The 23,967-nt window shown below is 72.8% G+C and carries 22 protein-coding genes and 1 pseudogene; 9 read left to right on the top strand and 14 right to left on the bottom strand.

Annotation, left to right across the window (positions count from 1 at the left end):
• Positions 1-407 precede the first annotated feature (407 nt).
• Positions 408-818 (top strand): peptidase inhibitor family I36 protein, encoded by a 411-nt coding sequence (locus ACZ5OX_RS11300; RefSeq protein WP_465629668.1) that lies wholly within the window; start codon positions 408-410, stop codon positions 816-818.
• Positions 819-890: 72 nt separating this feature from the next.
• On the opposite strand, the gene ACZ5OX_RS11295 is transcribed toward ACZ5OX_RS11300, so the two are convergent.
• Positions 891-1,793, bottom strand: coding sequence for an alpha/beta fold hydrolase (locus ACZ5OX_RS11295; protein ID WP_465629667.1), 903 nt, complete (start codon positions 1,791-1,793; stop codon positions 891-893).
• 58 nt (positions 1,794-1,851) lie between these two features.
• Between ACZ5OX_RS11295 and ACZ5OX_RS11290 the strand changes: the two genes are divergently transcribed.
• Complete coding sequence (locus ACZ5OX_RS11290) at positions 1,852-2,460, top strand: TetR/AcrR family transcriptional regulator (protein ID WP_465629666.1); 609 nt, start codon at positions 1,852-1,854, stop codon at positions 2,458-2,460.
• Between the two features lie 82 nt (positions 2,461-2,542).
• Here ACZ5OX_RS11290 and ACZ5OX_RS11285 read toward each other — a convergent pair whose 3' ends face one another.
• The gene (locus tag ACZ5OX_RS11285) at positions 2,543-3,817 is read right to left on the bottom strand and encodes an MFS transporter (RefSeq protein ID WP_465629665.1); all 1,275 of its coding nucleotides are present in this window, start codon (positions 3,815-3,817) and stop codon (positions 2,543-2,545) included.
• 215 nt (positions 3,818-4,032) lie between these two features.
• On the opposite strand from ACZ5OX_RS11285, the gene ACZ5OX_RS11280 reads away from it, so the two are divergent.
• Positions 4,033-4,695: an ArsR/SmtB family transcription factor gene (locus ACZ5OX_RS11280; RefSeq protein WP_465629664.1), complete on the top strand. Its 663-nt coding sequence runs from the start codon at positions 4,033-4,035 to the stop codon at positions 4,693-4,695.
• 101 nt (positions 4,696-4,796) lie between these two features.
• Here the strand turns inward: ACZ5OX_RS11280 and ACZ5OX_RS11275 are convergent, their stop codons facing one another.
• Positions 4,797-5,042: a hypothetical protein gene (locus tag ACZ5OX_RS11275; protein ID WP_465629663.1), complete on the bottom strand. Its 246-nt coding sequence runs from the start codon at positions 5,040-5,042 to the stop codon at positions 4,797-4,799.
• A gap of 220 nt (positions 5,043-5,262) precedes the next feature.
• Between ACZ5OX_RS11275 and ACZ5OX_RS11270 the strand changes: the two genes are divergently transcribed.
• A complete protein-coding gene (locus ACZ5OX_RS11270) occupies positions 5,263-5,874 on the top strand; it encodes a transglycosylase family protein (RefSeq protein WP_465629662.1) in 612 nt (203 codons plus the stop codon).
• Between the two features lie 194 nt (positions 5,875-6,068).
• Here ACZ5OX_RS11270 and ACZ5OX_RS11265 read toward each other — a convergent pair whose 3' ends face one another.
• From ACZ5OX_RS11265 to ACZ5OX_RS11255, 3 genes are all read right to left on the bottom strand, one after another.
• Positions 6,069-7,880: an APC family permease gene (locus tag ACZ5OX_RS11265; protein ID WP_449793370.1), complete on the bottom strand. Its 1,812-nt coding sequence runs from the start codon at positions 7,878-7,880 to the stop codon at positions 6,069-6,071.
• 466 nt (positions 7,881-8,346) lie between these two features.
• Entirely contained in the window at positions 8,347-9,999 is a 1,653-nt protein-coding gene (locus ACZ5OX_RS11260; protein ID WP_465629661.1) for a multicopper oxidase family protein, read from the bottom strand.
• Between the two features lie 146 nt (positions 10,000-10,145).
• Positions 10,146-10,604 carry a hypothetical protein gene (locus ACZ5OX_RS11255; RefSeq protein WP_465629660.1) on the bottom strand — a complete coding sequence of 153 codons (459 nt, stop codon included), beginning with the start codon at positions 10,602-10,604 and terminating at the stop codon, positions 10,146-10,148.
• A gap of 303 nt (positions 10,605-10,907) precedes the next feature.
• Here ACZ5OX_RS11255 and ACZ5OX_RS11250 point away from each other — a divergent pair, with 303 nt between their 5' ends.
• Positions 10,908-12,497: an oleate hydratase gene (locus tag ACZ5OX_RS11250; RefSeq protein WP_465629659.1), complete on the top strand. Its 1,590-nt coding sequence runs from the start codon at positions 10,908-10,910 to the stop codon at positions 12,495-12,497.
• A gap of 292 nt (positions 12,498-12,789) precedes the next feature.
• Here ACZ5OX_RS11250 and ACZ5OX_RS11245 read toward each other — a convergent pair whose 3' ends face one another.
• Entirely contained in the window at positions 12,790-13,563 is a 774-nt protein-coding gene (locus tag ACZ5OX_RS11245; RefSeq protein WP_465629658.1) for a ribosome hibernation promotion factor, read from the bottom strand.
• A gap of 256 nt (positions 13,564-13,819) precedes the next feature.
• On the opposite strand from ACZ5OX_RS11245, the gene ACZ5OX_RS11240 reads away from it, so the two are divergent.
• Both ACZ5OX_RS11240 and ACZ5OX_RS11235 read left to right on the top strand, forming a co-directional pair.
• Complete coding sequence (locus tag ACZ5OX_RS11240) at positions 13,820-14,521, top strand: response regulator (protein WP_465629657.1); 702 nt, start codon at positions 13,820-13,822, stop codon at positions 14,519-14,521.
• 145 nt (positions 14,522-14,666) lie between these two features.
• On the top strand, positions 14,667-15,083 hold the full coding sequence (locus tag ACZ5OX_RS11235) for a pyridoxamine 5'-phosphate oxidase family protein (protein WP_465629656.1): 417 nt from the start codon (positions 14,667-14,669) through the stop codon (positions 15,081-15,083).
• Positions 15,084-15,119: 36 nt separating this feature from the next.
• On the opposite strand, the pseudogene ACZ5OX_RS11230 reads toward ACZ5OX_RS11235, so the two are convergent.
• Positions 15,120-15,626: pseudogene (locus tag ACZ5OX_RS11230) on the bottom strand (sensor histidine kinase); the annotation flags it as partial.
• A gap of 202 nt (positions 15,627-15,828) precedes the next feature.
• Between ACZ5OX_RS11230 and ACZ5OX_RS11225 the strand changes: the two are divergent.
• Both ACZ5OX_RS11225 and ACZ5OX_RS11220 read left to right on the top strand, forming a co-directional pair.
• Entirely contained in the window at positions 15,829-16,095 is a 267-nt protein-coding gene (locus ACZ5OX_RS11225) for a hypothetical protein (RefSeq protein WP_465629655.1), read from the top strand.
• 313 nt (positions 16,096-16,408) lie between these two features.
• On the top strand, positions 16,409-16,810 hold the full coding sequence (locus tag ACZ5OX_RS11220) for a YccF domain-containing protein (RefSeq protein ID WP_465629654.1): 402 nt from the start codon (positions 16,409-16,411) through the stop codon (positions 16,808-16,810).
• Positions 16,811-16,875: 65 nt separating this feature from the next.
• Here ACZ5OX_RS11220 and ACZ5OX_RS11215 read toward each other — a convergent pair whose 3' ends face one another.
• From ACZ5OX_RS11215 to ACZ5OX_RS11190, 6 genes are all read right to left on the bottom strand, one after another.
• The gene (locus tag ACZ5OX_RS11215) at positions 16,876-18,144 is read right to left on the bottom strand and encodes an APC family permease (RefSeq protein ID WP_465629653.1); all 1,269 of its coding nucleotides are present in this window, start codon (positions 18,142-18,144) and stop codon (positions 16,876-16,878) included.
• A gap of 174 nt (positions 18,145-18,318) precedes the next feature.
• Positions 18,319-18,750 (bottom strand): SRPBCC family protein, encoded by a 432-nt coding sequence (locus tag ACZ5OX_RS11210; protein WP_465629652.1) that lies wholly within the window; start codon positions 18,748-18,750, stop codon positions 18,319-18,321.
• 103 nt (positions 18,751-18,853) lie between these two features.
• Entirely contained in the window at positions 18,854-20,485 is a 1,632-nt protein-coding gene (locus ACZ5OX_RS11205; protein WP_465629651.1) for an AMP-binding protein, read from the bottom strand.
• A gap of 140 nt (positions 20,486-20,625) precedes the next feature.
• The gene (locus tag ACZ5OX_RS11200) at positions 20,626-20,865 is read right to left on the bottom strand and encodes a chaplin (RefSeq protein WP_465629650.1); all 240 of its coding nucleotides are present in this window, start codon (positions 20,863-20,865) and stop codon (positions 20,626-20,628) included.
• A 98-nt stretch (positions 20,866-20,963) separates the two neighbouring features.
• Positions 20,964-21,350, bottom strand: coding sequence for a hypothetical protein (locus ACZ5OX_RS11195; protein ID WP_465629649.1), 387 nt, complete (start codon positions 21,348-21,350; stop codon positions 20,964-20,966).
• A complete protein-coding gene (locus tag ACZ5OX_RS11190; RefSeq protein WP_465629648.1) occupies positions 21,347-23,965 on the bottom strand; it encodes an Hsp70 family protein in 2,619 nt (872 codons plus the stop codon). The genes ACZ5OX_RS11195 and ACZ5OX_RS11190 overlap by 4 nt, the downstream gene beginning before the upstream one ends.
• Between the last annotated feature and the right edge of the window lie 2 nt (positions 23,966-23,967).

The following is a 23,967-nucleotide window of genomic DNA, read 5'->3' as shown; positions in this document are numbered from 1 at the left end:
CCTCCGGGGTCCGAGGACGTGTTGCGGCCGACGCTAACCGCCCGGAGAACCACCCGCGCGCCGGGCCGTCCTGACCGTCATACCAACGGCCCAGCCCCCGCCGCCCGGAGCGCCGTCACCACCACGGCGAGCCGGACCAGCACCCCGCCGGCAGCCCACCCGGCCGTCGCCCGCCTGGTACTGCGGCGCTACGACGAGGCGAGGGCGGCCACCGCGCTGCCCTCGGCGGCCTGAGCGCCGCAGGACCGGGACCGGCACCTCCGCATCTATCCACAACCGGAACGGCACGAAACCGTGGCGCGGACGGGACGGGCGTGCCAGCCTGTTCCAGGCCTCGGGGGCGATGGTCCGCAAGGGACCCGGCCTGCCCGGCCTTCCTGCACTGTCGACTGGGACGGGAGTACGGAATGCGCATCACGTTCGGACAACGCGCGGCCAAGATCGCGGCGGTGGCGGCGTTGACGGCCGGCACGGTGGCCATGGCCACCGGGAGCGCCCACGCGGCGGGCCCGGGCGGGGCGGAGGCGTGCCCCAGCGGCAGCGTCTGCCTGTACTACAACTCGCCTGGCGCCGGCTGGGGTTCGTTCGACAACTTCTCGCCGAACCAGTCCCTCTACCTGGGGAACTACACCTTCGCCCGCTACGCGAACGGCTCCGGCTACGGCCAGAACATGTACGGGAACGCCGCGTCGATCGTCAACAACACCGGCCACACGGTGTCCGTCGGGCTGATCACCGGGGGCTACCAGTCCTTCGGGGCGGGATACGCGGGATCGCTCAACGGCGCGACGAACAACGACTCCTACCTGTACAGCTGACAAACACCGCCAGGCGACCCTGAAGGGCCCTCACCGAGTGCGGGCCCTCCAGGGTCCTGGCGCACCGCCCGGCTACGTGGCCCGCCGCTCCCGCCCGACCTCGCCGATGAAGCCCAGCAGCCGCTCGTTCACCGTCTCGGGCTGCTCCAGGTTGAGCCCGTGGCCGGCCCGCTCCAGGATCTCCGCCCGCACACCGGGAATCAGGCGGGTGACCCGCTCCACCACCCGGCGCGGCCGCAGCAGCGCACTGCGCCTGCCCAGCAGGACGAGTACCGGCAGCCGGATCGACGCCAACTCCTCGTCCGTGAACGTCCGGACCGGCGGGCGGCCGCTCGGCTTGTAGCTCCGCAGCGCGAGCATCAGCGGCGCCGTCATCTCCCGCGGCGCGCTCAGCGCGGGGTTCGCCAGCAGCCGGCCGACCGCCGGACGCAGCGGGCGCGGGGCGAGCATGCCGAGCAGCCCGGCGACCAGGTGGACGTAGAAGCGCGCGGGCACCTTCTCGATCCCGCCCGGGTCGAGCGGCACGACGGAGGCCAGCCGCTCGGGGGCGTGGACGGCCTGGTTGAGCGCCAGCCAGCCACCGTACGAGGCCCCGACCAGGTGCACCCGCTGCAGCCCGAGGCCGGCCAGCACCTCCCCCAGCCAGGCCGCGTTCTCCGGCGATCCGGCCGCGACGGCGCGCTGGACGCTGCGGCCGGGGTCGTCCAGGGTGTCGATCGCGTAGACGGGGTGGTCCTCGCCGAGGGCGGCGATCTGCGGGTACCAGTTGGACGGGTGCCCGGCGTGGCCGTGCAGCAGCACGATCGGGTCGCCGGTCGCCGCGCCGTAGCGGTGGACGTGGACGCTGCCGTAGGCGGTCTCGACGTCCAGCTCCTGGCGCGGACTCGGCCAGAGTTCCATCGCCCGGTCGTAGGCCGCAAGGAACTTCGCCCGGGCCGACTCGCTGACGAAGTGTCCGACGGTGGTCCTGGTCATGATCGCCCTCCCTTATTGGTGGTATGGTTGTACCACAAAAACATCCGGAAGGAACCCGATGCCGAAGCTGGTGGATCACGAGGAACGGCGGGCGCAGATCATCGACGCCCTGCTCCGCTCAGCGGCGAGCAACGGACTGCACGCCGTCACCATGCGGTCGGTGGCGGTCGAGGCCGGTGTCTCGGTGCGGCTGGTCCAGTACTACTTCGACACCAAGGAACAGCTGCTGCTCGCCGCCATGACCCGCCTGGCGACCCGCATGGGCGAGCGCGTCCAGCGCCGCGCACGCGAGAGCGGGGCGAACGGCGACCCGCGCGGCATCATCGAGGCGGTGCTGCTGGAGGCGGTGCCGACCGACGAGGAGAGCAGGGCGTTCCACCTGATCTACACCGAGTACGCGGTGCTCTCCGTCACCGATCCCGGGCTCGGCGGCCAGCCGTTCCTGGCCGCGCCGAACGAGATGGAGGCCTTCCTGGCCGCCCAGATCACCGCCGCCCGACAGGCCGGGGACGCCGTCCCCGGCCTGGACCCCCGCCAGGAGGCCGTGGTGCTGCTGGCCGTCTCCGCCGGCCTCGGCCTCAGCGTCCTACTCAACCAGCGCACGGCGGAGGAGGCCGTCGGCGTACTGCACTACCACCTGGGCCGGATCTTCCCCGGCCGCGGGTGACGGAGCGAGCTACCCCGCCGCTGGTCTCGACTTCCTTTCTCCATGGGACAGTTGACGAGAGCGCGAGGGGACGCGGGGGCCCTCAGTGCGCGGCCCGGTCCCTGATCAGCCGGGCGGCGAGCAGCCCGGAGGCCGCCGTGAGGACGGCCGCCGCCACGATGGTGGCGCTCAGGCCGAGGGCGTCGGCGAGCACTCCGGCAAGCAGGGCGCCGGCCGCGTAGCCGATGTCGCGCCAGAACCGGTAGGTGCCTAGCGCGTTGGCCCGGCGGCTCGGGTGGGCATGGTCGGAGACGGCGGCGATCAGCGCCGGATAGACCATGGCGGTGCCGAGCCCGAGCAGCACCGCCGAGACGATGCCGGCCAGCAGCGGACGGTCGAGCAGCACCAGGGCCAGGGCGAGGCCGGCGGCCTGCACCAGCATGCCGGTGACGATCAGCGGCTTGCGGCCGATCCGGTCGGCCAGGTGGCCGGTGGGGATCTGGCCGAAGCCCCAGAGCAGCGGGTAGAGCCCCTTGATCAGGCCGACCGCGGCCAGGCCGAGCCCGTGGTCGGTGAACAGCAGCGGGAAGACGCCCCAGGTGAGGCCGTCGTTGAGGTTGTTGACCAGGCCGGCCTGGCTGGCGCCGCGCAGCGAGCGGTCCCGCCACGAGGTGTGCGCGAAGGTCTGCCAGAGGCCGGGGCGCGGCCCGTCACCGTCGGGCGCGGGGTGCTGGGCGAGTTCCAGCGCGACGTGCGCCGCCGTGTCGCGGACGGCCAGGGAGAGCGCGAGGCCGGCGACGACGAAGACGGCGCCGATCAGCTCGGGCGCCGGCCGCAGCCCGTACGAGGTGGCGAGGTAGCCGGTGAGCAGGGCCGTCGCGCCGAGCGAGGCGTAGCCGGCCGCCTCGTTGAGGCCGGTGGCGAGTCCGCGCCGGGCCGGGCCGACCAGGTCGATCTTCATGTTGACGGTCATCGACCAGGTGAGGCCCTGGTTGATGCCGAGCAGCACGTTGGCGGCCACGATCCAGCCCCAGGAGGGTGCCCAGGCGAGGGCGAACGGGACGGGGACGCCGACGAGCCAGCCCGCGACGAGCAGCTGCTTGCGGCGGAAGCGGGCGGTCAGGGCGCCGGCGGCGAGGTTGGTGAGGGCCTTGGTGACGCCGAACGCGATGATGAAGGAGAAGACCGCGAGGTCGCTGGTGAGGTGGAAGACCTCGGAGCCGATCAGCGGCACGGTGGTGCGCTCCAGCCCGACCAGGCCGCCGACGGTGGCGGTGGCCACGACCAGCAGGGAGAACTGGAGCCAGTTCTCCCGTAGGCCCAGCCGGACCGGTCGGGCGGCCACCCGGGCGGGCGCTTCGGGGGTCGTGGTGCTCATCGTTTCTCCTGTGTGAGTCCCGTCGATGACGGGTGCGTCTGCGGCGCGCCTTGTGCGTCCTGCGCGTCCTGTGCGTCCTGCGCTCGGTGGCAGCGACCGACCGCATCAACAATATTCCATGGATTTATGGAGGAAGGACTCCAGTACAATATTCCATGGAACCTTGGACAAGAACCACGGAGCGTCCGGACGGACCGGCGGAGGCGGAGGAAGCGATGGCCAAGAGCGAGGCGAAGGCGCAGCTGTACGACGCGTTCGCGGCCAGCGGCAAGGCCCTGGCCAGCGGAAAGCGCCTGGAGCTGCTCGACCTGCTCGCCCAGGGCGAGCGCACCGTGGACGCGCTGGCCAAGGCGGCCGGGCTGAACCTGACCACCGCCTCCGCCCACCTCCAGGCGCTCAAGCAGGCCGGTTTCGTCGCCACCCGCCGAGAGGGCGTCCGGATCCACTACCGGCTCTCCGGCCCGGACGTCGGCGAACTGCTCGCCCTGCTGCGCAGGGTCGCCGAGCGCCACCAGGCCGCGGTGCCGCCCGCGCTGGACGCCTACCTGGGCGAGGACGGCGCGCGGGAGGTCGACACCGTGGAACTGCGTGCCCGCGCCGAGACCGGCGAGGTGGTCGTGCTGGACGTCCGCCCGGCCGAGGAGTTCCTGGCCGGGCACATCCCCGGCGCGCTCTCCATCCCGGTCGACGAGCTGGCCGAGCGGCTGGACGAGCTGCCCGCGGACACCGAGGTCGTCGTCTACTGCCGCGGCGAGTACTGCGTGCTGGCCTACGACGCCGTCCGCCTGCTCACCGCCCGCGGCCTGCGGGCGGTCCGGCTCAACGACGGCATGCTGGAGTGGCGCCTCGCCGAGCTGCCGGTGGCCGTCGGAACCTGAACGGTGGCCACCAGCGCCTGAACGATCGCCACCGGCACCCGAACCGCCGTCCCCCGGCCGGCCGACCGGTCGGCCGGCCGGGGGACGCCGTCGGGGAGTCCTCAGCGGACGCCCGGCAGGCCAGTGGTGACTCCCAGGGCGTGCGAGCAGACGCGGTCCCGCTCGGCGGGCAGGCTCTCCAGCACCTTGGACAGCACCGCGCGCAGCCGGTCGACGTTCCCCGCGAAGACCTCCGGCACCTCCGCGTGGGTGATCCGCGGCTCGGTGACGTGGTCCGGCAGCGCGTACGGCCCCGAGCCGCCGATCACGCCCGACTCGGCCCGCGCGGCGCCCTGATCGATCGTCATCGTTCGCACCCTTCTTCGAGAACGCCCGGGCCACTGTGGGTCGGTGACGGACCGCGAGGGTGACGGACGATCGGCCGCGGGCCGCCGGGGTGGTCCCGGGCGGCCATGCGGGTGACCTGTCGGACGTGTCGGCGCCGGAGCACCCCGTCCGGCGTGCATGGGTGGGAGTGCGCCGTCCGCGGACGGTGCGAGTCCTTGTCCCCGAGTCTGTGAGCCGCGCATGCCTCCCACCGCCCGTCTACGCCGTATCGTCCCGACCGCGCTCTGCGCCCTCTCCGTGGCCGTCGCCGCCCCAGCGGCCCTCGCCGCGCCACCGGGCCGCGACACCGGGTCCGACCCCGGGAGGTCGGGCGGCGGCTCGTACGACTGGGACCGCGTGGCGTCCTGCGAGAGCCACGGCAACTGGCGCATCAACACCGGCAACGGCTACTACGGCGGCCTCCAGTTCGACCAGCCCACGTGGCGGGAGAACGGCGGCCTCGCCTACGCACCGCGTGCCGACCTCGCCACCCGCGAGCAGCAGATCGCCGTCGCCCAGCACCTCGCCGACCGCCGCGGCCTCTCCCCCTGGCCCGTCTGCGGCGCCCGCGTCCCCCGCGCCCCCCGCGGCCAGGGCCGCGAGGCCGTCAAGCCACCCCCGGCGGCCGCCCGGACCTCGCCCGTGTCGGAGGACGGCACCTGGACCGTCCGCCGGTACGACACCCTCGGCGAACTCGCCGAGAACCTGGGCGTCCCCGGCGGCTGGCCCGCACTCTTCGAACTCAACCGCGACACCATCGGCGAGGACCCGGACCTCATCCAGCCCGGCATGGTCCTCGACCTCCCTTCCTGACCCCTCCTGAATCCGTCGATCCCTACGACCCCACCGACCACCCGACACCGACCACCCGACCACCTGACCCCATCGACCCGCCGCCCGCGCCCGCCCCGGCGCGGGCGGCGCCCTGTTGCCCCCCGGGGAACGCCGCCGGCCCGCCCGCTCACTCGGAGCGGACGGGCCGGCGTGCGAGTGGCCTCCGGACGGGGTCAGCCGACGTGGACGCGCGGGCGGCGCGAGCGGTCCGGCTCGGCCTCGCGCAGCACCTCGCGGGTGACCGGCGCGACCTCGCCCTGTCCGAACAGGAAGAACCGCAGGAACTGGGCGAAGGGGCTGCCCTCGGTCCACTCGAAGTAGAGGTGCGGCTGCTGCCCGGTGCGGTCCCGGATGTTCAGCGCCAGCGCGGCGAGCGCGTTCGGGATGCTGGAGCTCTCCAGGGTGAGCACACGGTAGCGGCCGTGCAGCACCTCGCCGCGCACGGTCAGCTCGGCCTCGAAGTCGGAGGCGTCGCGGACGGTCACCTCGACGAAGACCAGGTCGTCCTCGCCGGGGATGTCGTTGTCGGCGCGGATCTGGCGGATCTTGTCGCGGTACTCGGCGATGTCGCGGTGGCTCGGCTCGTTGGCGATCAGGCGCAGCGGTCGGTGCGCGTAGTCCCTGATGAAACGTTCCGCCACGTCGTCCATGGCCACGCTGGTGACGCGCAGCTCGAAGGCGCGGCGCAGCCGGGAGAGCAGCGAGACCAGGATGATCCCGGCGATGAAGCAGGCGCCGATCTTCAGACCGTCCGGCCGTTCCAGCACGTTCAGCACGGTGGTGTAGAGGAAGATCGCCGCGATGACCGCGAAGGCGATGGTCCAGCCGCGCTCGCGCTTGCGGTACGCGGCGATGGTCACCGCGATGGCGGCGGAGCTGATCAGCACCAGCACGCCGGTCGCGTACGCGCCGCCCTGGGCGTCCACGTCCGCGTCGAAGATCCAGGTGACCAGGAAGCCGATCAGGGTCAGCACGATCACCATCGGCCGCACCGCGCGGGCCCAGTGCGGGGCCATGCCGTAGCGCGGCAGGTAGCGGGGCAGCAGGTTGAGCATGCCCGCCATCGCGGAGGCGCCGGCGAACCAGAGGATCGCGATGGTGGAGAGGTCGTAGACGCTGCCGAAGGCGCCGCCCAGGTACTCGTGCGCCAGGTACGCCAGGGCGCGGCCGTTGGCGTCACCGCCGGCCTTGAACTGGTCGGCCGGGATGAGCAGCGTGGTGATGAAGCTGGTGGTGATCAGGAAACAGCTCATGATCACGGCGGCGGTGGTCAGCAGCTTGCGGGTGCCGCGGATCCGGCCGGCCGGGTCGGCCTCGGTGTCGGTCGGGTCCCCCTGGATGTGCGGCATCACGGCGACGCCCGTCTCGAAGCCGGACAGGCCGAGCGCCAGCTTCGGGAAGGTCACCAGGGCGACGCCGACCATGACGATCGGGTTGCCGTGCTGGGCGGTCAGCGCGTCCGTCCAGTCGGTGACCACGTGCGGCGCCTCGATGATCTTCCAGAGGCCGACGGCCACCACGACCACGTTCAGCACCAGGTACGTCCCGACCAGGAACACCGCCAGGCCGATCGCCTCGCTGAAGCCCTTGAGGAAGACCGCGCCGAGCAGGGCCACCAGGACCAGCGTGATCAGCACCTGCTTGCCGCCGAGGAAGCCCGTCAGGTGCGGGTTCTCCACCAGGTGCGCGCTCGCGTCGGCGGCGGACAGCGTGATGGTGATCAGGAAGTCCGTGGCCGCGAAGCCGAGCAGCGCGAGGACGAACAGCTTGCCCTTCCAGAACGACAGCAGCCGCTCCAGCATCGCGATCGAGCCCTCGCCGCGCGGGCTCTCCTTGGCCACCCGTCGGTAGACCGGCAGCGCGCCCAGCAGGGTGACCACCACCAGCACGATGGTGGCGATCGGCGACAGCACGCCCGCGGCGAGGGCGGCGATGCCCGGCTGGTAGCCGAGCGTCGAGAAGTAGTCCAGGCCGGTCAGGCACATCACCCGCCACCAGCGCTGACCGACGTGCCCACCCGGCGCGGCGGAGTCCCCCGCCGCCGCGCCCCCGTCCGACGCCTCGGGGGCACCCTGCGCCGAGGACGTCTGCGCGGGCTTCTCCGCGGTCACGTCCTCCAGCAGCCAGTTGCGGAGGCGTATTCGCGCCGACGGCGCATCCGACTCCGCCGTCTCCGTCGAACCCGACGAAACCACCTTGCACCTCTTGTTTAAAGACCCCGTAAAAACGCCGTCGGGCGACGGCAGAGCGACACGCTATGCGACGGGCGTTAAGAATCCGCTACCGGCCCGCGTTAAGAAAACGTCATGGCCGCGCAGGTCGGCGGGGTGGCACGGCGCGGTGGGTCGGGTGCCGCGAACGGAGTGGCCCCGAACCGTTGCGCCGGTTCGGGGCCACTCCCGGGGTGAAACCCGGGACCATTTCCGCGGGGGGGGGGGGAGACCTTGAGGGTCAGGCCCGGTAGCCGAGGACGGTCATCATGCCCGTCTCCGCGTGGTAGACGTTGTGGCAGTGCACCATCCACAGGCCCGGGTTGTCGGCGTCGAACTCGACGGCCAGGGTGGCGCCCGGCAGCACGATCGCGGTGTCCTTGCGCGGGCCGTCGCCGGGCAGCGCGAAGCTGTGGCCGTGCAGGTGGACGGGGTGCCACATGGTGGTGCTGTTGCGGAACTCCAGCCGCACCCGCTCGCCCGCCGCCACCGGGTGGCGCTGCGCCGGGTCGTACGGGCGGCCGTCGAACGCCCAGTCGGCCTTCGCCATCCCGCCGGTGAGCTCCAGCTTCACCGTGCGGTCCGGCGACTTGGCGGGCAGCCGGACGCCCGGGGCGGCCTTGAGCTGCCCCGCGGTGACCAGCCGGCCGTCCAACTCGGCCGGGCGGACGGCGGCGTCGGGCGCGGCGCCCCCACCGGTGCGCAGCACGGCCAGGGCGGTGGCGTTCTTGCCCTCGGCCAGCGCGGTCAGCGGGAAGGCGCCGTCCTTGGCGGTGACCAGCACGTCGTAGCGCTCGCCCATGCCGAGCAGCAGCGCCTGGGTGGTGGCGGGTTCGACCGGGAAGCCGTCGGTGTGGGTGACGGTCAGCTCGTGGCCGCCGAGGGCGACCCGGTAGGCGGTGTCGCCGCCGGCGTTGACCAGGCGGATCCGGATCCGGTCGCCGGGCTTGGCGGTGAAGGTCTCGGGCGCGGTGGCGAGCCTGCCGTTGACCAGGTGGAACGGGTACGCGACGTCGCCGGCGTCGCCGCCCAGCAGCGGGCTCCGGGCGCCCATCAGCATCCGGGTCGGGCCGGCGGGCGTGCCGGGCGTGCCGGCTGCGCCGCCCGTGTTCATGCCCGGCATCCCGGACATGTCGTGCCCGGCGCCGCCCGCGTGGTCCATGCCGCCCGAGTGGTCCATCCCGGCCATCCCGGCCATCCCGCCCATGCCCTTGGCGAGTTCGGCGAGGACGGCGTCCGGGGTGCTTCCGTCTACACCGTCCACCCAGTCGTCCAGGACGACGACCCACTCCCTGTCGTAGGCGAGCGGCTCCCTCGGGTCCTCGACGATCAGCGGGGCGTACAGGCCGCGGTCCTGCTGGACGCCGGAGTGCGGGTGGAACCAGTACGTGCCCGGGTGGCTGAGCGCGAAGCGGTACTCGAAGGAGGCGCCGGGCCTGACGTCGGCCTGGGTCAGGCCCGGGACTCCGTCCATGTCGTTGCGCAGCGCGAGGCCGTGCCAGTGCAGCGAGGTGGCCTGCGGCAGGTGGTTGGCCAGGGTGACGGCGAGGGTGTCGCCGAGGGTGGCGCGCAGCTCCTGGCCGGGCAGCCGGTCGCCGTACGCCCAGCTGCGGACGGTGCGGCCGCCCAGGTCGAGAGTGGTCTCGGTGGCGGTGAGCGCGACCTTGCGCTCCGGGCCCGGGTTGCGCGCGGCCTCGGCGGCGGCGACCTCGGGGCCGTTCGGGGCGAGGTAACCGGCCGGGGCGGCGGTCGCGGTCGCTCCGCCCGTGGGGCCGTGACCCATGGACGCGTGGTCCATGCCCTTCATCGAGTCGGAGGAGCAGGCGGTGAGCAGACCGGTCCCGGCGGCGGCGAGCGCGGCGCCGAGGACGGTACGGCGGGTGGGTATGCGCATGACGGAGTGCACCTCGTGCGGTGTGTGGGTGTGCAGGACGTCGCGTCGGCCGTTCCGCGCGCGGGCGCTCGGGAGTGCGCGCGGGCGCGTTGAGGTGCGCGCGGGCGCCTCTGAGCGGGCGCGGGCACGGAACGGCGGGCGCGCGCCTACTGACGCAGCACCGAAAGCCGGGTGAGGAGCATCCGCCCGCCTCCGGGCGGGGGAAGCGCGCGTACGGCCCGCAGCAGCCGGGCCCGTACGTCGGCGGCGGCGTCACCGCTGTGGCGCGGCAGCGAACCGACGAGGAGGAACACCAGGGTCCAGCCGGCCAGGACGGCGAGGCAGACCGCCATCGGGTCCATGCCGCCGGGGGCGGCGGGGTCGGCCGCGGAGGCGGCGTCGCGGACGGGCTCGGCGGCCGGTCCGTGGTGGACGGCGCCCCCCGGATGCGTCGCGGAGGCGTGCGTCCCCGGGCCCTCGTGCCCGCCGGCGCCACCGGAGCCGCCGTGCCCGCCGCTCGGATGGCCGAGGGTGTGCATGGTCACGATGCCGAGCAGCAGCGCGGCGAGCAGCAGCAGGCGCGGCGCCCACGGCACCGGCGGACCGAACGCCCGCAACCGCGCCATCCTCCGCCTCCTCGACCTCCACACCGCCCCTTGTTACCCCCGCAGGGTATCTCGACCTTACGCGCCGGACCGCGCCGGGGCGCGCCGTGCACCCTCCCGCTCAGGCCGTGCCGTGCGGGTCCGCGCCCGACCCCGCACCCAGGACCGTGGTCGGTCCGGGCGCACGACCGCCCGGGACCAGTGGTCCCGCGGCCGGGACCACCCGGCCCTCGCGGCCACCGCTCCGGCTCCAGAAGGCTGGAAGCAGCCTGCCGACCCTACGCAGGGCGCCCAGGGGCGCCGTCCCCCACATCCGGAGAAACCATGATCGACAGTTCGCGGGAGACCAAGGCCTACCTCGTCGGCGGCGGCATCGCCTCCCTCGCCGCAGCGGCCTTCCTGATCCGGGACGGCGAGTTCCCGGGTGAGAACATCCACGTCCTGGAGGAACTCCCCCTGGCCGGCGGCTCACTGGACGGCCGGGGAGCCGCCGAGCAGGGCTACGTGACGCGCGGCGGGCGGATGCTGGAGGACGAGGCTTACACCTGCCTGTGGAACCTCCTGGAGACCATCCCCACCCTGGACGACCCGGACCGGACGGTCCGGCAGGAGATCCTCGACTTCAACGAACAGTGGCCCACCGACGCCAAGGCGCGCCTGATCGACCGGGACCACCGCATCCTGGACGCCTCGCAGCTCGGCCTGGACACCCGTGACCGGATCGAACTCGCCCGCCTGCTGGCCCTGCCCGAGTCGGTGATCGGCCCCCGGCGGATCGACGAGTTCTTCTCCGAACACTTCTTCGCCACCAACTTCTGGGCGATGTGGCGTACCACCTTCGCCTTCCAGAACTGGCACAGCGCGATCGAGCTCAAGCGCTACTTCCTGCGCTTCGTCCAGGAGTTCCCGCGCATCCACACCCTCTCCGGGGTCCGCCGCACCCGGCTGAACCAGTACGACTCGATCGTCCGGCCGCTCATCCGGTGGCTGACCGAGCACGGGGTGCACTTCGAGCACGGCGTCACGGTGCGGGACGTCGACTTCACCGAGGACCGCGGCATCCGCCGCGCCAAGCGCCTCCACCTCGACCGGGACGGCCGCCCGGAGACCGTCGAACTCGCCGATCCCGACCTGGCGTTCATCACCCTCGGCTCGATGACCGCGGACGCCGCCTACGGCTCGGACGACACCGTGGCCGAGCTGGTCCGCGACAAGCGCGACGGCGGCTGGGCGCTGTGGGAGACGCTCTCCCGCAAGGCCCCCGACTTCGGCCGGCCCGCCGTCTTCAACGGCAACATCGCCGAAGCCGCCTGGCAGTCCTTCACGTTGACCATGCGCAGCCCGGCCCTGCTGAAGCGGATCGAGGAGTTCTCCGGCAACGCCCCCGGCACCGGTGCGCTGATGACGTTCAAGGACTCGCCCTGGCTGATGTCCGTCGTGGTACCGCGCCCGCCGCACTTCGAGGGCCAGCCGGAGGACGTCCTCACCCTCTGGGGCTACGGCCTGTTCATCGACACGCCCGGCGAGCACACCGGCAAGGCGATGGCCGAGTCCACCGGCCGGGAGATCCTGGACGAACTCCTCGGCCAGCTCGGTTTCGACGACATCGCCGACGAGGTGCGCGCCACCACCACGGTCACCACCGTGATGATGCCCTACATCACCAGCCAGTTCGTCCGGCGCGGTGTCCACGACCGGCCGCTGGTGATCCCGCACGGTGCCCGGAACTTCGCCTTCCTCGGCCAGTTCGTGGAGATCCCCGAGGACGTGGTCTTCACCGTCGAGTACTCAGTGCGCGGCGCCATGCACGCCGTCTACCGGCTGCTCGGCCTCGAGAATCCGATTCCGCCCGTCTACCACGCCCTCTCCGACCCGAAGACGGCGTTCCAGGCGCTGAAGACCGCCTTCGGCTGAGCCCGCGACGCCCGGATGCCGCGTCCACCCCCGGGTGGGCGCGGCTTCCGGCTCCCGGCTCCCGGCTTCCGGCTTCCGGCTTCCGGCTTCCGGCCGGCTAGCGCCGCCGCACGCCACACGGGCGCACGGGCGCACGTGCGTACGGGCGTACGGGCGTACGTCAACGGCCCGCCACCGTGGCTTCGGTGGCGGGCCGTTGACGATCGGGCCGGGACCGACCCGGGACGGGACCGGCCCGACGCGGCCGGGGCGGCCCCGCCGGCTCGGCTCGCGCCGGCTCGGCTCGCGCCGGCTACTGCGCGGGAGTGATGACGCCGTAGTGGCCGTCGTACCGGTGGTACAGCACGTTGCCGCGCCCGGTCTCGCTGTTGGTGAAGAACACGAAGGGCAGGCCGCTGAGGTCGAGCCGCGATACGGCGGCGGCGACGGTGAGTTCGGGCGCCGCGTGGGTGCTCACCGAGATGCCCGGCTCGGCCTCGGGCGCCGCTCCGGCCGAGGCGATCCGGTACACCCCCGTCTCGCCGTCGTGGTGGACGACGCTGTCGCAGCCCGTCACCGCGTCGGTGTACAGGTGGAAGTCGTAGTCCATCGCCTCCAGTTCGTACACCGCCGCCCACGTGGTCTGACGCGCGAGGCTGTAGCTCTTGTGCCGCACGATGCGGCGCTCCTCGGCACTCAACGCCTGGCGCTGCGGCCGGTGTTCGCGCCCGGCGGCCGCCGACGGGCCGGCGTGGTGGCGGTGCTGGTGCCGGTGGGCCCGGACCCGGGCGATCCTGGCGTTCAGCCGGTCCTGGAGCAGGTCGACGGCCTCCTGCATGGTGGCGGCGGCGACGTGGGCGCGCACCGGACGGCCGTTCAGGTCGATCGTGGCCTGGGCGGTCGACGGCCTGGCCACGGCGTGGTTGGGCTCCTGGGTGAGCCTCACCCGGACGGAGAGAACGGGCTCGTCGAGGCGTTCGAGTACGGCGAGCAGCTTGGTCCGGGCGTATTCGGGTGCGGCCAGGGAGACTTCACCACGGGTCGTCACCAGGACGTCGGTGGCGGGACGGCTCTGCAGACGGGTCATCGGAGTTCCTTTCCGGGTGGGCTTCAGACTGCCGCGCGCCGGTCCGCCGGGCCGAGGGCTGAAGGTCCCGTCGGCAGCGCCTTGGGTCCCGGTCCCGCGGCCGGTCGGCAGCGCCCTGGGTCCCGGTCCCGCCGTCGGCAGCGCCTTGGGTCGTGCGGTAGGGCCGTCCGGCCCTACCGGCGCGCCCCGCTGTCCGGCACACTGCGGTGAGATCTGTACGACCTGCCCCTGGGGGCGGGCTGAGCACGGAGCGGTGATGGCGGACGACACGGTGGCCGACGCGGGCGAGCCGGTGAAGGTGTTCCTCCTCGACGACCACGAGGTGGTCCGGCGGGGTGTGCACGACCTGCTGGACGCGGAGCCCGGCTTCACGGTGGTCGGCGAGGCCTCCACGATGACGCAGGCACTCATCCGCGTTCCCGCCCTGCGCCCCGACGTCGCGATCCTGGACATGCGGCTTCCCGACGGCGACGGCGTGACCGTCTGCCGCGAACTGCGCTCCCGGATGCCGGAGTTGGCCTGCCTGATCCTCACCTCCTTCGACGACGAGGAGGCCCTGCTCGACTCGATCATGGCCGGCGCGGCCGGGTACGTCCTCAAGCAGATCAGCGGCACCGACCTCGTCTCCGCGGTCCGCACGGTCGCCTCCGGGCAGTCCATGCTCGATCCCGGTGCCGCCACCCGGCTGATGGCCCGGCTGCGCGGTGAGGCCGCGGCCCAGCAGCCGTCCGACTTCCCGCAGCTCACCGACCGCGAGCGGGAGATCCTCGCCCTGGTCGGCGAGGGCCTGACCAACCGGCAGATCGGCCAGCGGCTCTACCTCGCCGAGAAGACGGTCAAGAACCACATCTCCCGGCTGCTCGCCAAGCTCGGTGTGGAGCGCAGGGTCCAGGCCGCGATCATCGCCAACCAGGTGCTGACCGGCCAGGACCCGCAGTCGGCCCGCCGGACCGTCTGATCCGCCGGATCGTCTGAGCGGCCGGGCTGTCTGCCGGCACCCGCGCCCGGGCCGAAAGCACCCGGTGTCCGGGGACCACCCGGAGGCCTTCGGGGGGACCATCAGCCCCTCGCGGAAGGACGTGCCCCCGCCGAGCATGGATGCCATGACCGCCGAATTCACACCACTGGACGAGCCGCAGTGCCTGGCCCTGCTGGGCGGGGCTGCCGTCGGCCGACTGGTCTACACCGTTGGTGCGCTGCCGGCCGTCATGCCGGTCCGCTACCGGATCGCGGCGGACGGCAGCGTCCTGCTCCGCGCCGACGCCGACTCCGAGATCGCCCGGGCGGTCGCCGACGCAGTGGTCGCCTTCGAGGTGAGCGAACTCAGCGAGACCGACGGCAGCGGCTGGAGCGTCACCGTCCTCGGCCGGGCGGACGTCACCTCCGATGTCCCGGACGGCCGCCCCGTTCCCGCCGTCGTGCCCGCGCCGCCCCCGGAACCGGCCGCCGGCCACGTGACCATCCGCATCCACCCGGAACTGGTGACCGGGCGTTCCCTGCCCGGTTCACCCTCCTGCTAGGGCGTGACCGGGCCCGCGGGCGGGGCCGGCCGGTCCTCACCCCAGCGGAGCGGACCAGGTCAGCCGCGTGCCTCCCCCGGTCGGGCTGATCACCTCGAACACGCCGCCGAGGCCTTCCGCCCGCTCGGCGAGGTTGCGAAGGCCGCTGCGCCGCCCCTGCTCGGGGACGCCGACGCCGTTGTCCTGCACCGTCAGCACGACGTGCTGTCCGGTGGCGTGCAGCGCGACCTCCACCCGGTTCGCCTTCGCGTGCCGGGCGGCGTTGCTCAGCGCCTCCCCCAGGACGGCCACGACGTGTTCCGCGACCTCCGCCGGGACGTCGGTGTCCAGCAGGCCCTCCAAGCTCAGCCGGGACGGGTAGCCCAGGACCGCCTGCGCCCGTTCGACGGTCCGCATGGCCCTGGCCCGCAGGCCCTGCCCGGCGCGTTCCTCGCGCGCGCGGAGCCCGAAGATCGTCGACCGGATGATCTCGATGGTCTCGTCCAGGTCCCCGACCACACGGAGTACCCGGTCCGACGCCCCGGGTGTTCGTGCCGCGGACCGGGTCGGAGACGATCGCCGCCCCGCCGGTCAGCGGCAGGTCGTTGCTGCGAATGCTGTCGGCGGTGCCGGTCAGCTTCCACCGGTCGGCGGCCTGCCAGGCCGACGTCCGGGCGCCCGGGATCCGGGTGATGGTGCCGTTGCCGGACGTCGTGACCGGAAGAATCACCGGAAGCGGCACCACCCCATTCTCGGAGGAACAGCGGTGGCGAAGGACTACTTCAAGACCTCGCTCGAGACCTGGCACGGAAACGACGCAGTCATCTACATCGAGTTCACCGACGGATTCCCCACTCGACAGGTGTCGAACGTCGGCGACAGGTGGCTCTCCTCCAGGGAGGACTTCGATGACGACATCGGCCCGCTCCTGACCGAGTCGAAATTGCTGCCGGGGGAATTCGAAGAGGAGGATCGGTTGAGCTCCGACGAGTTCGAGATCCTCTGGAGCAGAACGGCCCCCGGAAAGGAATAGCGGCCTCCGGGAGAAGGCTCCTGCACGTCGGATGTGCGGGGCATGGCGAACATGCCCCGCACATTGCTTTTCCGGGAGTGCGGACGGAGGTGTCCGTCAGGCCTTCGGTGAGCAGGCGGACGACCGCCTCCCCGAGGTCGTCCGCGGCACCGGGCCACCCGCCGCGGCCGGTTCCCGGAACCGGAAGGGGCCCGGTCCCGGGCGGTGACCCGGACCGGCCCCTGAGGAACGACCCCTAAGGGCGTGAACACGCTCGCCGACGGGCATGGCACGGTCGTAGTGCAACGCCATCAGCCGTGAGAAGGTAGCAAGCATGAGTGCAATAAGGTTCATCCTCAATGTCATCTGGCTTATTTTCTGCGGCATTTGGATGGCTCTTGGCTACCTGCTCGCCGGAATCATCTGCTGCGTACTCATCATCACGATCCCGTTCGGCATCGCGTCGTTCCGGCTTGCCGGGTTCATCCTGTGGCCGTTCGGACGGTCGGCGGTGGAACGGCCGGACGCGGGGCCGGCGTCCTGCGTGGGGAACGTCATCTGGCTGGTGTTCGCCGGGTGGTGGCTGGCTCTCGGGCACCTGATCACGAGCATCCCGCTGTTCCTGTCGATCATCGGCATCCCCTTCGGGTGGGCCAACCTGAAGATGATCCCGGTCTCGCTGATGCCGCTCGGCCGCGAGATCGTGCCGACCGACCAGGAGTGGGGCGCGCGGTAGTCGTCACGGACGTCGACGGCCGGCGAGGGCAGCAAGCCCTCGCCGGCCGTTCGTGTTCCCGGGGGTCAGGCGCGGCGGGTCAGAGCCTTGCGTGCCGCGTAGGCGGCGGCGCCGAGGGCGAGGACGGCGGCGCCCCAGAGGACGGAGCCGGCGGGGAGGGCGAACGCGAGGACGAGGCAGCCGGCCGTGCCGAGGACGGGGACGGCTCGCGGGGGCCGGCCCTCTGCGGGGGTGAGGGTCCAGGCGGAGGCGTTGGCGACGGCGTAGTAGGTGAGGACGCCGAAGGAGGAGAAGCCGATCGCGCCGCGGAGGTCGCCGAGCGCGGCGGCGAGGGCCACCACCGCGCCGACGGCCAGCTCGGCGCGGTGCGGGACGCCGAAGCGGGGGTGGACGGCGGCGAGGGGGTGCGGGAGATGGCGGTCGCGGGCCATCGCCAGGGTGGTGCGGGAGACGCCGAGGATCAGGGCGAGCAGCGAGCCGAGGGCGGCGACCGCCGCACCCGCGCGCACCACCGGGACGAGGGCGGGCGCTCCTGCGGCCCGGACGGCGTCGGCCAGCGGAGCGGTGCTGTGGGCGAGGCGGTCGGGGCCGAGGACGGCCAGGACGGCGAGGGCGACGGCGGCGTAGACGACCAGGGTGATGCCGAGGGCGAGTGGGATCGCCCGGGGGATGGTGCGCCGGGGATCGCGGACCTCCTCGCCGAGGGTGGCGATCCGGGCGTACCCCGCGAAGGCGAAGAACAGCAGGCCGGCGGCCTGGAGCACGCCGTGGAAGCCGGCGTCCGCACCGACGGCCCAGTGGCCGGTGTCGGCCGCGCCGCCGGCCAGGCAGGCGGTGACCACGGCGGCGAGCACCGCCAGGACGACGGCCACGATCGCCCGGGTCAGCCAGGCGGCCTTCTGCACGCCGACGTAGTTGACGGCGGTCAGCGCCACCACGGCGGCGACCGCGACGGCGTGGGCCTGGCCGGGCCAGACGTAGGAGCCGACGGTGAGGGCCATCGCGGCGCAGGAGGCGGTCTTGCCGACGACGAAGCCCCAGCCGGCCAGGTAGCCCCAGAAGTCGCCGAGCCGCTCCCGGCCGTAGACGTACGTGCCGCCGGACTGCGGGTAGCGGGCGGCGAGCCGCGCCGAGGAGGTGGCGTTGCAGTACGCCACCACGCCGGCCAGCGCCAGGCCCACCAGGAGCCCGGAGCCCGCTGCCCCGGCGGCGGGCGCCAGCGCGGCGAAGACGCCCGCGCCGATCATCGAGCCCAGCCCGATGACCACGGCGTCGAACACCCCCAGGTGCCGCCGCAGCTCCCCCGGGGCGGCCACCGTCGGCGACGAACTCATGCGCTGTACCTCTCTCGATCCGGCTGTGGTGTCGGCGCACCCTACCGGAGGGAGGGGAACAGGGGGTGCGGGGCCGAGGAACCGAGGAAACCCCTGGTCAGCGGGGAGGTGAGGGAGGAGGCGGGGGTGGAAGGGGCCAGGGTGTCGGCGCCGGAGGGAGGGGAACGGCAGCGGTCACCCGCTGAGCCGGGCCTCCAGGGCGCGCAGGTCCGCGGTGAGGGCGGCACGCACCTGGCAGGACATCAGCGGGGCGACCAGGAGGGGGCCGCCGCGGACGCGGATGCGGGCGAAGGTGCCGGCGTGGGTGGGTTCGAAGGTGTAGGTGACGCGCATGGGCATCGGCCCGAAGACGGAGACCATGTCGAGCACCGTCGGCGGGCGGTGGAGTGCCACGCGCAGCACGTACCGGAAGGACCTGCCGAGGAAGTGCGCGGTCCGGGTGACCTCGGCGCCCACGCCGAAGCCGCCGGTGTCGGCCTCCCGGGTGAGGGCCGCGGTGCGGATGCCCCGGGTCCACTCGGAGTCGTGGCGCCAGTCCATCGCGTAGGCGGCGACGGTAGCCGGCGGGAGGGGGATCAGGCGTTCCACTGTGACGTCGAGGGGCATGATCACACTCTCCCGCCGGGTGGGCCACTGCGCTCCCTGGACCCGCCCGGGGGAAGGGCCGAACGGGTGGATCCGCCGGAGCCTCGGGGTCAGGGCCCCGTGATCAGAGCCCCAGGATCCGCTGGGCCTGCGCCCGCATCTCGACCTTGCGGATCTTCCCGGTGACCGTCATCGGGAACTCCTCGACCACGTGCACGTAGCGCGGGATCTTGAAGTGGGCGAGCCGGCCGGCGCAGTACGCGCGGACGGCCTCGTCGGTGAGCGGTTCGGCGCCCTCCCGCATCCGGATCCAGGCCATCAGCTCCTCGCCGTACTTGGCGTCGGGCACGCCGATGACCTGGACGTCCAGGATGTCCGGGTGGGTGTGGAGGAACTCCTCGATCTCGCGCGGGTAGAGGTTCTCGCCGCCGCGGATCACCATGTCCTTGATCCGGCCGGTGATGGCGAGGTAGCCGTCCTCGTCCATCACCGCGAGGTCCCCGGTGTGCATCCAGCGGGCGGCGTCGACGGCCTCGGCGGTGCGGTCGGGCTCGCCCCAGTAGCCGAGCATGACGGAGTAGCCGCGGGTGCACAGCTCGCCGGGTTCGCCGCGCGGGACGGTACGGCCGGTGGCCGGGTCGACCACCTTGACCTCCAGGTGCGGGCCGACCCGGCCCACCGTGGTGACCCGGCGCTCGACCGGGTCGTCGACCCGGGTCTGGGTGGAGACCGGCGAGGTCTCGGTCATGCCGTAGCAGATGGAGACCTGCGCCATGCCCATCCGCCCGATGACCTCCTTCATCACCTCGCTCGGGCAGGGCGAGCCGGCCATGATGCCGGTGCGCAGGCTGGTGAGGTCGTAGCGGTCGAAGTCCGGGTCGGCCAGTTCGGCGATGAACATGGTCGGCACGCCGTACAGCGAGGTGCAGCGCTCGGCGGCGACGGCGGCGAGGGTCGCACCGGGCTCGAAGGACGGGGCGGGGATGACCATGCAGGCGCCGTGCGAGGTGGCGGCGAGGTTTCCCATCACCATGCCGAAGCAGTGGTAGAAGGGCACCGGGACGCAGACCCGGTCCTGCTCGGTGTAGTCGAGCAACTCGCCGACGAAGTAACCGTTGTTGAGGATGTTGTGGTGCGAGAGTGTCGCACCCTTGGGGAAGCCGGTCGTCCCGGAGGTGTACTGGATGTTGATCGGGTCGTCGGGGGCCAACTCGTCCTGCCGCTCGGCGAGTCGGGCGTGGTCGGCGCGCCTTCCGGCGGCGGTCACGGCGTCCCAGTCCGGACTGCCGATCAGCAGGACGCGCTCCAACTCCGGGCAGCGGGGCCTGACTTCCTCGATCATTCCGGCGTAGTCGGAGGTCTTGAAGCGCTCGACGGCGACCAGCAGCCGGATGCCGGCCTGGTTCAGCACGTACTCCAACTCGTGGGCCCGGTAGGCCGGGTTGACCGTCACCAGGATCGCGCCGAGCTTGGCGGTGGCGTACTGGGTGAGCGTCCACTCGGCGCAGTTGGAGGCCCAGATGCCGACCCGGTCCCCCTTGGCGATCCCGAGCTCCAGCAGGCCGAGCGCCAGGGCGTCGACGTCGGCGGCGAGTTCGGCGTACGTCCAGCGGCGGGCGGTGGCCCGGTCGACCAGGGCGTCGCGCTCGGGGAAGGCGCGCACCGCGCGGTCGAGGTTCTCCCCGATGGTGTCACCGAGCAGCGGGACGTCCGCAGTGCCGGAGGCGTAGCTGCGTGGGGTCGGCGTGGTCGGCACGGGCTGGCTCCCGGGGACGGCGGTGCGGGTCAGGGACCATGGTCGCCCGCCCCGACCCCGCGCCGCCACCCCCGAACGGGGGTGCGGACACGGCGCTGGGGCCGCCCGTCGGCTTCGACGGACGGCCCCAGCGCGCGGGGTCACTCGTTGACGCAGATGTTGCCGAAGGCCGGGTTGACCAGGCCGATGATGTCGATCGAGTTCCCGCAGATGTTGGCCTCCAGGTTGATCGGCACCTGGATCTGGTTGCCGGACAGGACGCCGGGCGAGTTGGCGGCGATGCCGTTGGCGGTGGCGTCGCCGGCGGAGGCGGTCCCGGCACCGGCGAGGACCGTCACCGCGGCGAGGGCGGTGGCGGCGAGGGTGGTACGCATACGCATTGCGTCGCTCCTTGTGAGCATGGCGGTTCGAAGTGTGACGATCACACTCGCCCACGATCACAAGCGATCCACCCCGCCGCACGCCGGATTGACCCGTTCTAGGGCGCGTCCGCCTCCCGTCCCTCCCCCCGCCCCGCCGGCGCCGCGCCCTCGGGACCGGCCACGCTCAGTGATCCCAGCAGCTCGTGGGCCGGACGCAGCCCGGGCTCGGCCGCCACCGCGCGGTGCAGCAGCCCCAGCGCGAGCCCCTCCTCCCCCGCCACCAGGGCGGCCAGCGCCCGGTTGTAGTCGATCCGACCGGCGTAACGCAGCCGGAACAGCACCGACAGGTCCTCCCTGCAGGAGGGGCAGCGCAGGGTCTGCCGGTCCGCCGGCACCCTGCACAGCGGGCACGGCACGTCCAGGGCCTCCAGGGTCTCCGGGGCGTCCGGCGCGGCCAGGGCGCCCAGGACGCCCGGGGCCTCCGGCGCGTCCGCGGCGCTCATCGCGGCCCCGCCTCCTCCGGGCGGACCGGGCCGAGCGGCTCCGGGGCCGACTCGCTGCCCAGCTCCCGCTGCGCCTGCGCGTACAGGGCCAGCAGGTTCGACATGTGGGTGTTGACCTCCGCCATGTTCGGCGCCTCCACGGCCGCGTCCAGGCCGCGCAGCTCGGCCATGATCAGCTGGGCCAGGGCCGGCGAGACCATGTTCTGGGTCACGTACACGTTGCACATGGTGATCATCCGCATGGTGTGCCCGAGCGAGTCGCAGAGCTCGTCCGCCTTCCGGGCCGCGCGCACCGCAGCCTCCCAGTCGGCGGCCTCGCGGCGCAGCCGCAGCTCGGCGGCCACCGAGCGCAGCCGGTCCAGGTCGCTAGGGTCGAGGTGCTTCTCGCAGTAGTGGATGAACAGGCTCAGGTACGCCTCGGAGCCGCGCACCCAGCGCTGGGCCTTGAGCTGCTGCTGGGCCCGCTCCAGCGCCGCGTCCACCGACTGGCCGCGGGTCTGCCCGGCCGCCAGGTCGTCCAGGGTGTCCATCAGCCGCTGTGCCTCGCGCCGCTCGGCCTCGGTCAGCTCGCTGCCCCAGCGGTCGGTGAAGGACTCGATCTGCCGCTGCTGCTCCTCGACCTGCACCTTCAGCTCGGGGTCGAGGGTGACCCGCTCCAGCTTGACGGTCTTCTCCGCGCCGCCCTGGATCCGCACCGACAGGGTGATGGTGCGGTCCCGGTCGAGGCCGAAGGAGACCTCGACCGGGGTGCGGCCGCCCAGGCCCTCGGGCAGCCGCAGGGTGAGGTGGCCGATCAGCTCGTTCTGCTGGGCGATCTCGTGCTCGCCCTCGTAGACCGCGATCTCCAACCGCTGGCGCCCGCTGCCGGAGACCACGAACTCCCGGCTGACCGGCGAACTCGTCGGGTAGCCGCTGTTCTTGGGGATGATGACGGCGAGGCGGCCGTCGTTCAGCTCGATGCCGAGGTTCTTCGGGGTGATGTCGAACGGGTTGGTGACCTGCGCCAGTTCGCCGCAGCCCGGGCAGACCTCGCAGCCGGGCGGGTTGACCACCCCGCAGGAGGCACAGCGCAGGCCGACGTCCTCGGCGGCGGCGGTGGCCACCCTGGTCCGGCCGGGGGCGGCCGAGTTGAGCGGCTCGCCGCACAGTTCGCAGGCGGTGACCCCGGGGGCGGCCGGCGTGCCGCAGCGCGGGCAGTTGCCGCCGTGCACCACGGCGGTGGCCTCGGTCCGCTGCGGGGCCGTCGTGCCTCCCGGGCCGGTTCCGGTGGCTCCCGTGGCTCCGGTGGCTCCGGTGCCGGTGGCGCCCGAACCGTCCAGCACCTGCTCGCACTTGGGGCAGGCGGCGGCTTCGGCGTCGACCGGGATGTGACACGTCGGACAGGAGACCCGGGCGCCGCCGAGCAGGGTGGTGGCGCAGTTGGCGCAGCTGGAGGCGGACAGGTCGCCGGGGGCCCGGCACTCGGGGCACTCCACCTCGCCGACCAGCGCGGACTGCACGGCCGCGCCGAGCGCCACGCACTGCATCGGGTTGACGCCGCGCCTGATCCGGCGCGGGCCGAAGACCTCGCCGAGCCGGCGGGCGACCAGCGGGATCGCGGTCGAACCGCCGACCAGCACCACCTCGTCGATGTCCCCGACGGTCAGGTTGGCCTGCATGATGGCCTTGTGGGTCAGCTCGATGGTCCGCTCGATCCGGCCCTCGATCAGCTCCTCGAACCGGGCCCGCTCGAACTCCGTCTCCAGCACCAGCTGCCCGGCACCCAGGCCCGGCAGGATGACCTCGGAGGACTCCTGGTTGGAGAGCTCGATCTTGATGGTCTCGGCGGTGGCGGCGATCTTCGGGCGGTCGCGCAGGTCGGGCTGGTACTCCGCGCCGTACTCCTCGCGTATGTCCTCCAGCAGCGCGGTGGTGATCCCGCGGTCGAAGTCGTCGCCGCCGAGCAGGTTGTCGCCCTCGATGCCGAGCACCGAGACCGAGCCTGGCACCAGCAGCAGGATGGAGATGTCGAAGGTGCCGCCACCGAGGTCGTAGACCAGGACGGTCTTCCCCTCGTCGCCCGCCTCGGAGGTGATGCCGTACGCGAGGGCGGCGGCCGTCGGCTCGTTGATGATCCGCAGCACGTGCAGGCCGGCCATCCGGCCCGCCTCCTGGGTGGCCGCGACCTGCCGCTCGCCGAAGTACGCCGGGACGGTGATGACGGCCCGGTGGAAGGGCTCGCCGAAGCGCTGCTCGGCGTCCTCCTTGAGGCGGTGCAGGATGATCGCGGAGATCTCGATCGGGGTGTACGAGCGGCCGTTGAACCAGACGTTGACGTCCCCGTCGGTGCCCGCGGTGACCTTGTAGTCCACCTCCTTCAGGGCCGCCTGGACCTGCGGGTCCTTGAACTTGCGGCCCATGAAGCGCTTGACCGAGCGGATCACGTTGGCGCCGTCGATGGCGAGCCGGCTGCGCGCGGTGGAGCCGACCAGCAGCTCGCCCTTGCGGCCGCTGCCGACCACGGAGGGCGTGGCCTCCTGGTTCTGGCGGTTGAAGATGATCTCCGGCTCGCCCCGGCGCAGGTGGGCGACCACGGAGTTGGTGGTACCCAGGTCGATCCCGAGTGTGCGGTACATGT

It is taken from the genome of Kitasatospora sp. NPDC032121 (assembly GCF_055580145.1).
The sequence above is the reverse complement of the archived record's forward strand: the minus strand, read 5'-3'. Positions and strand labels throughout refer to the sequence as shown.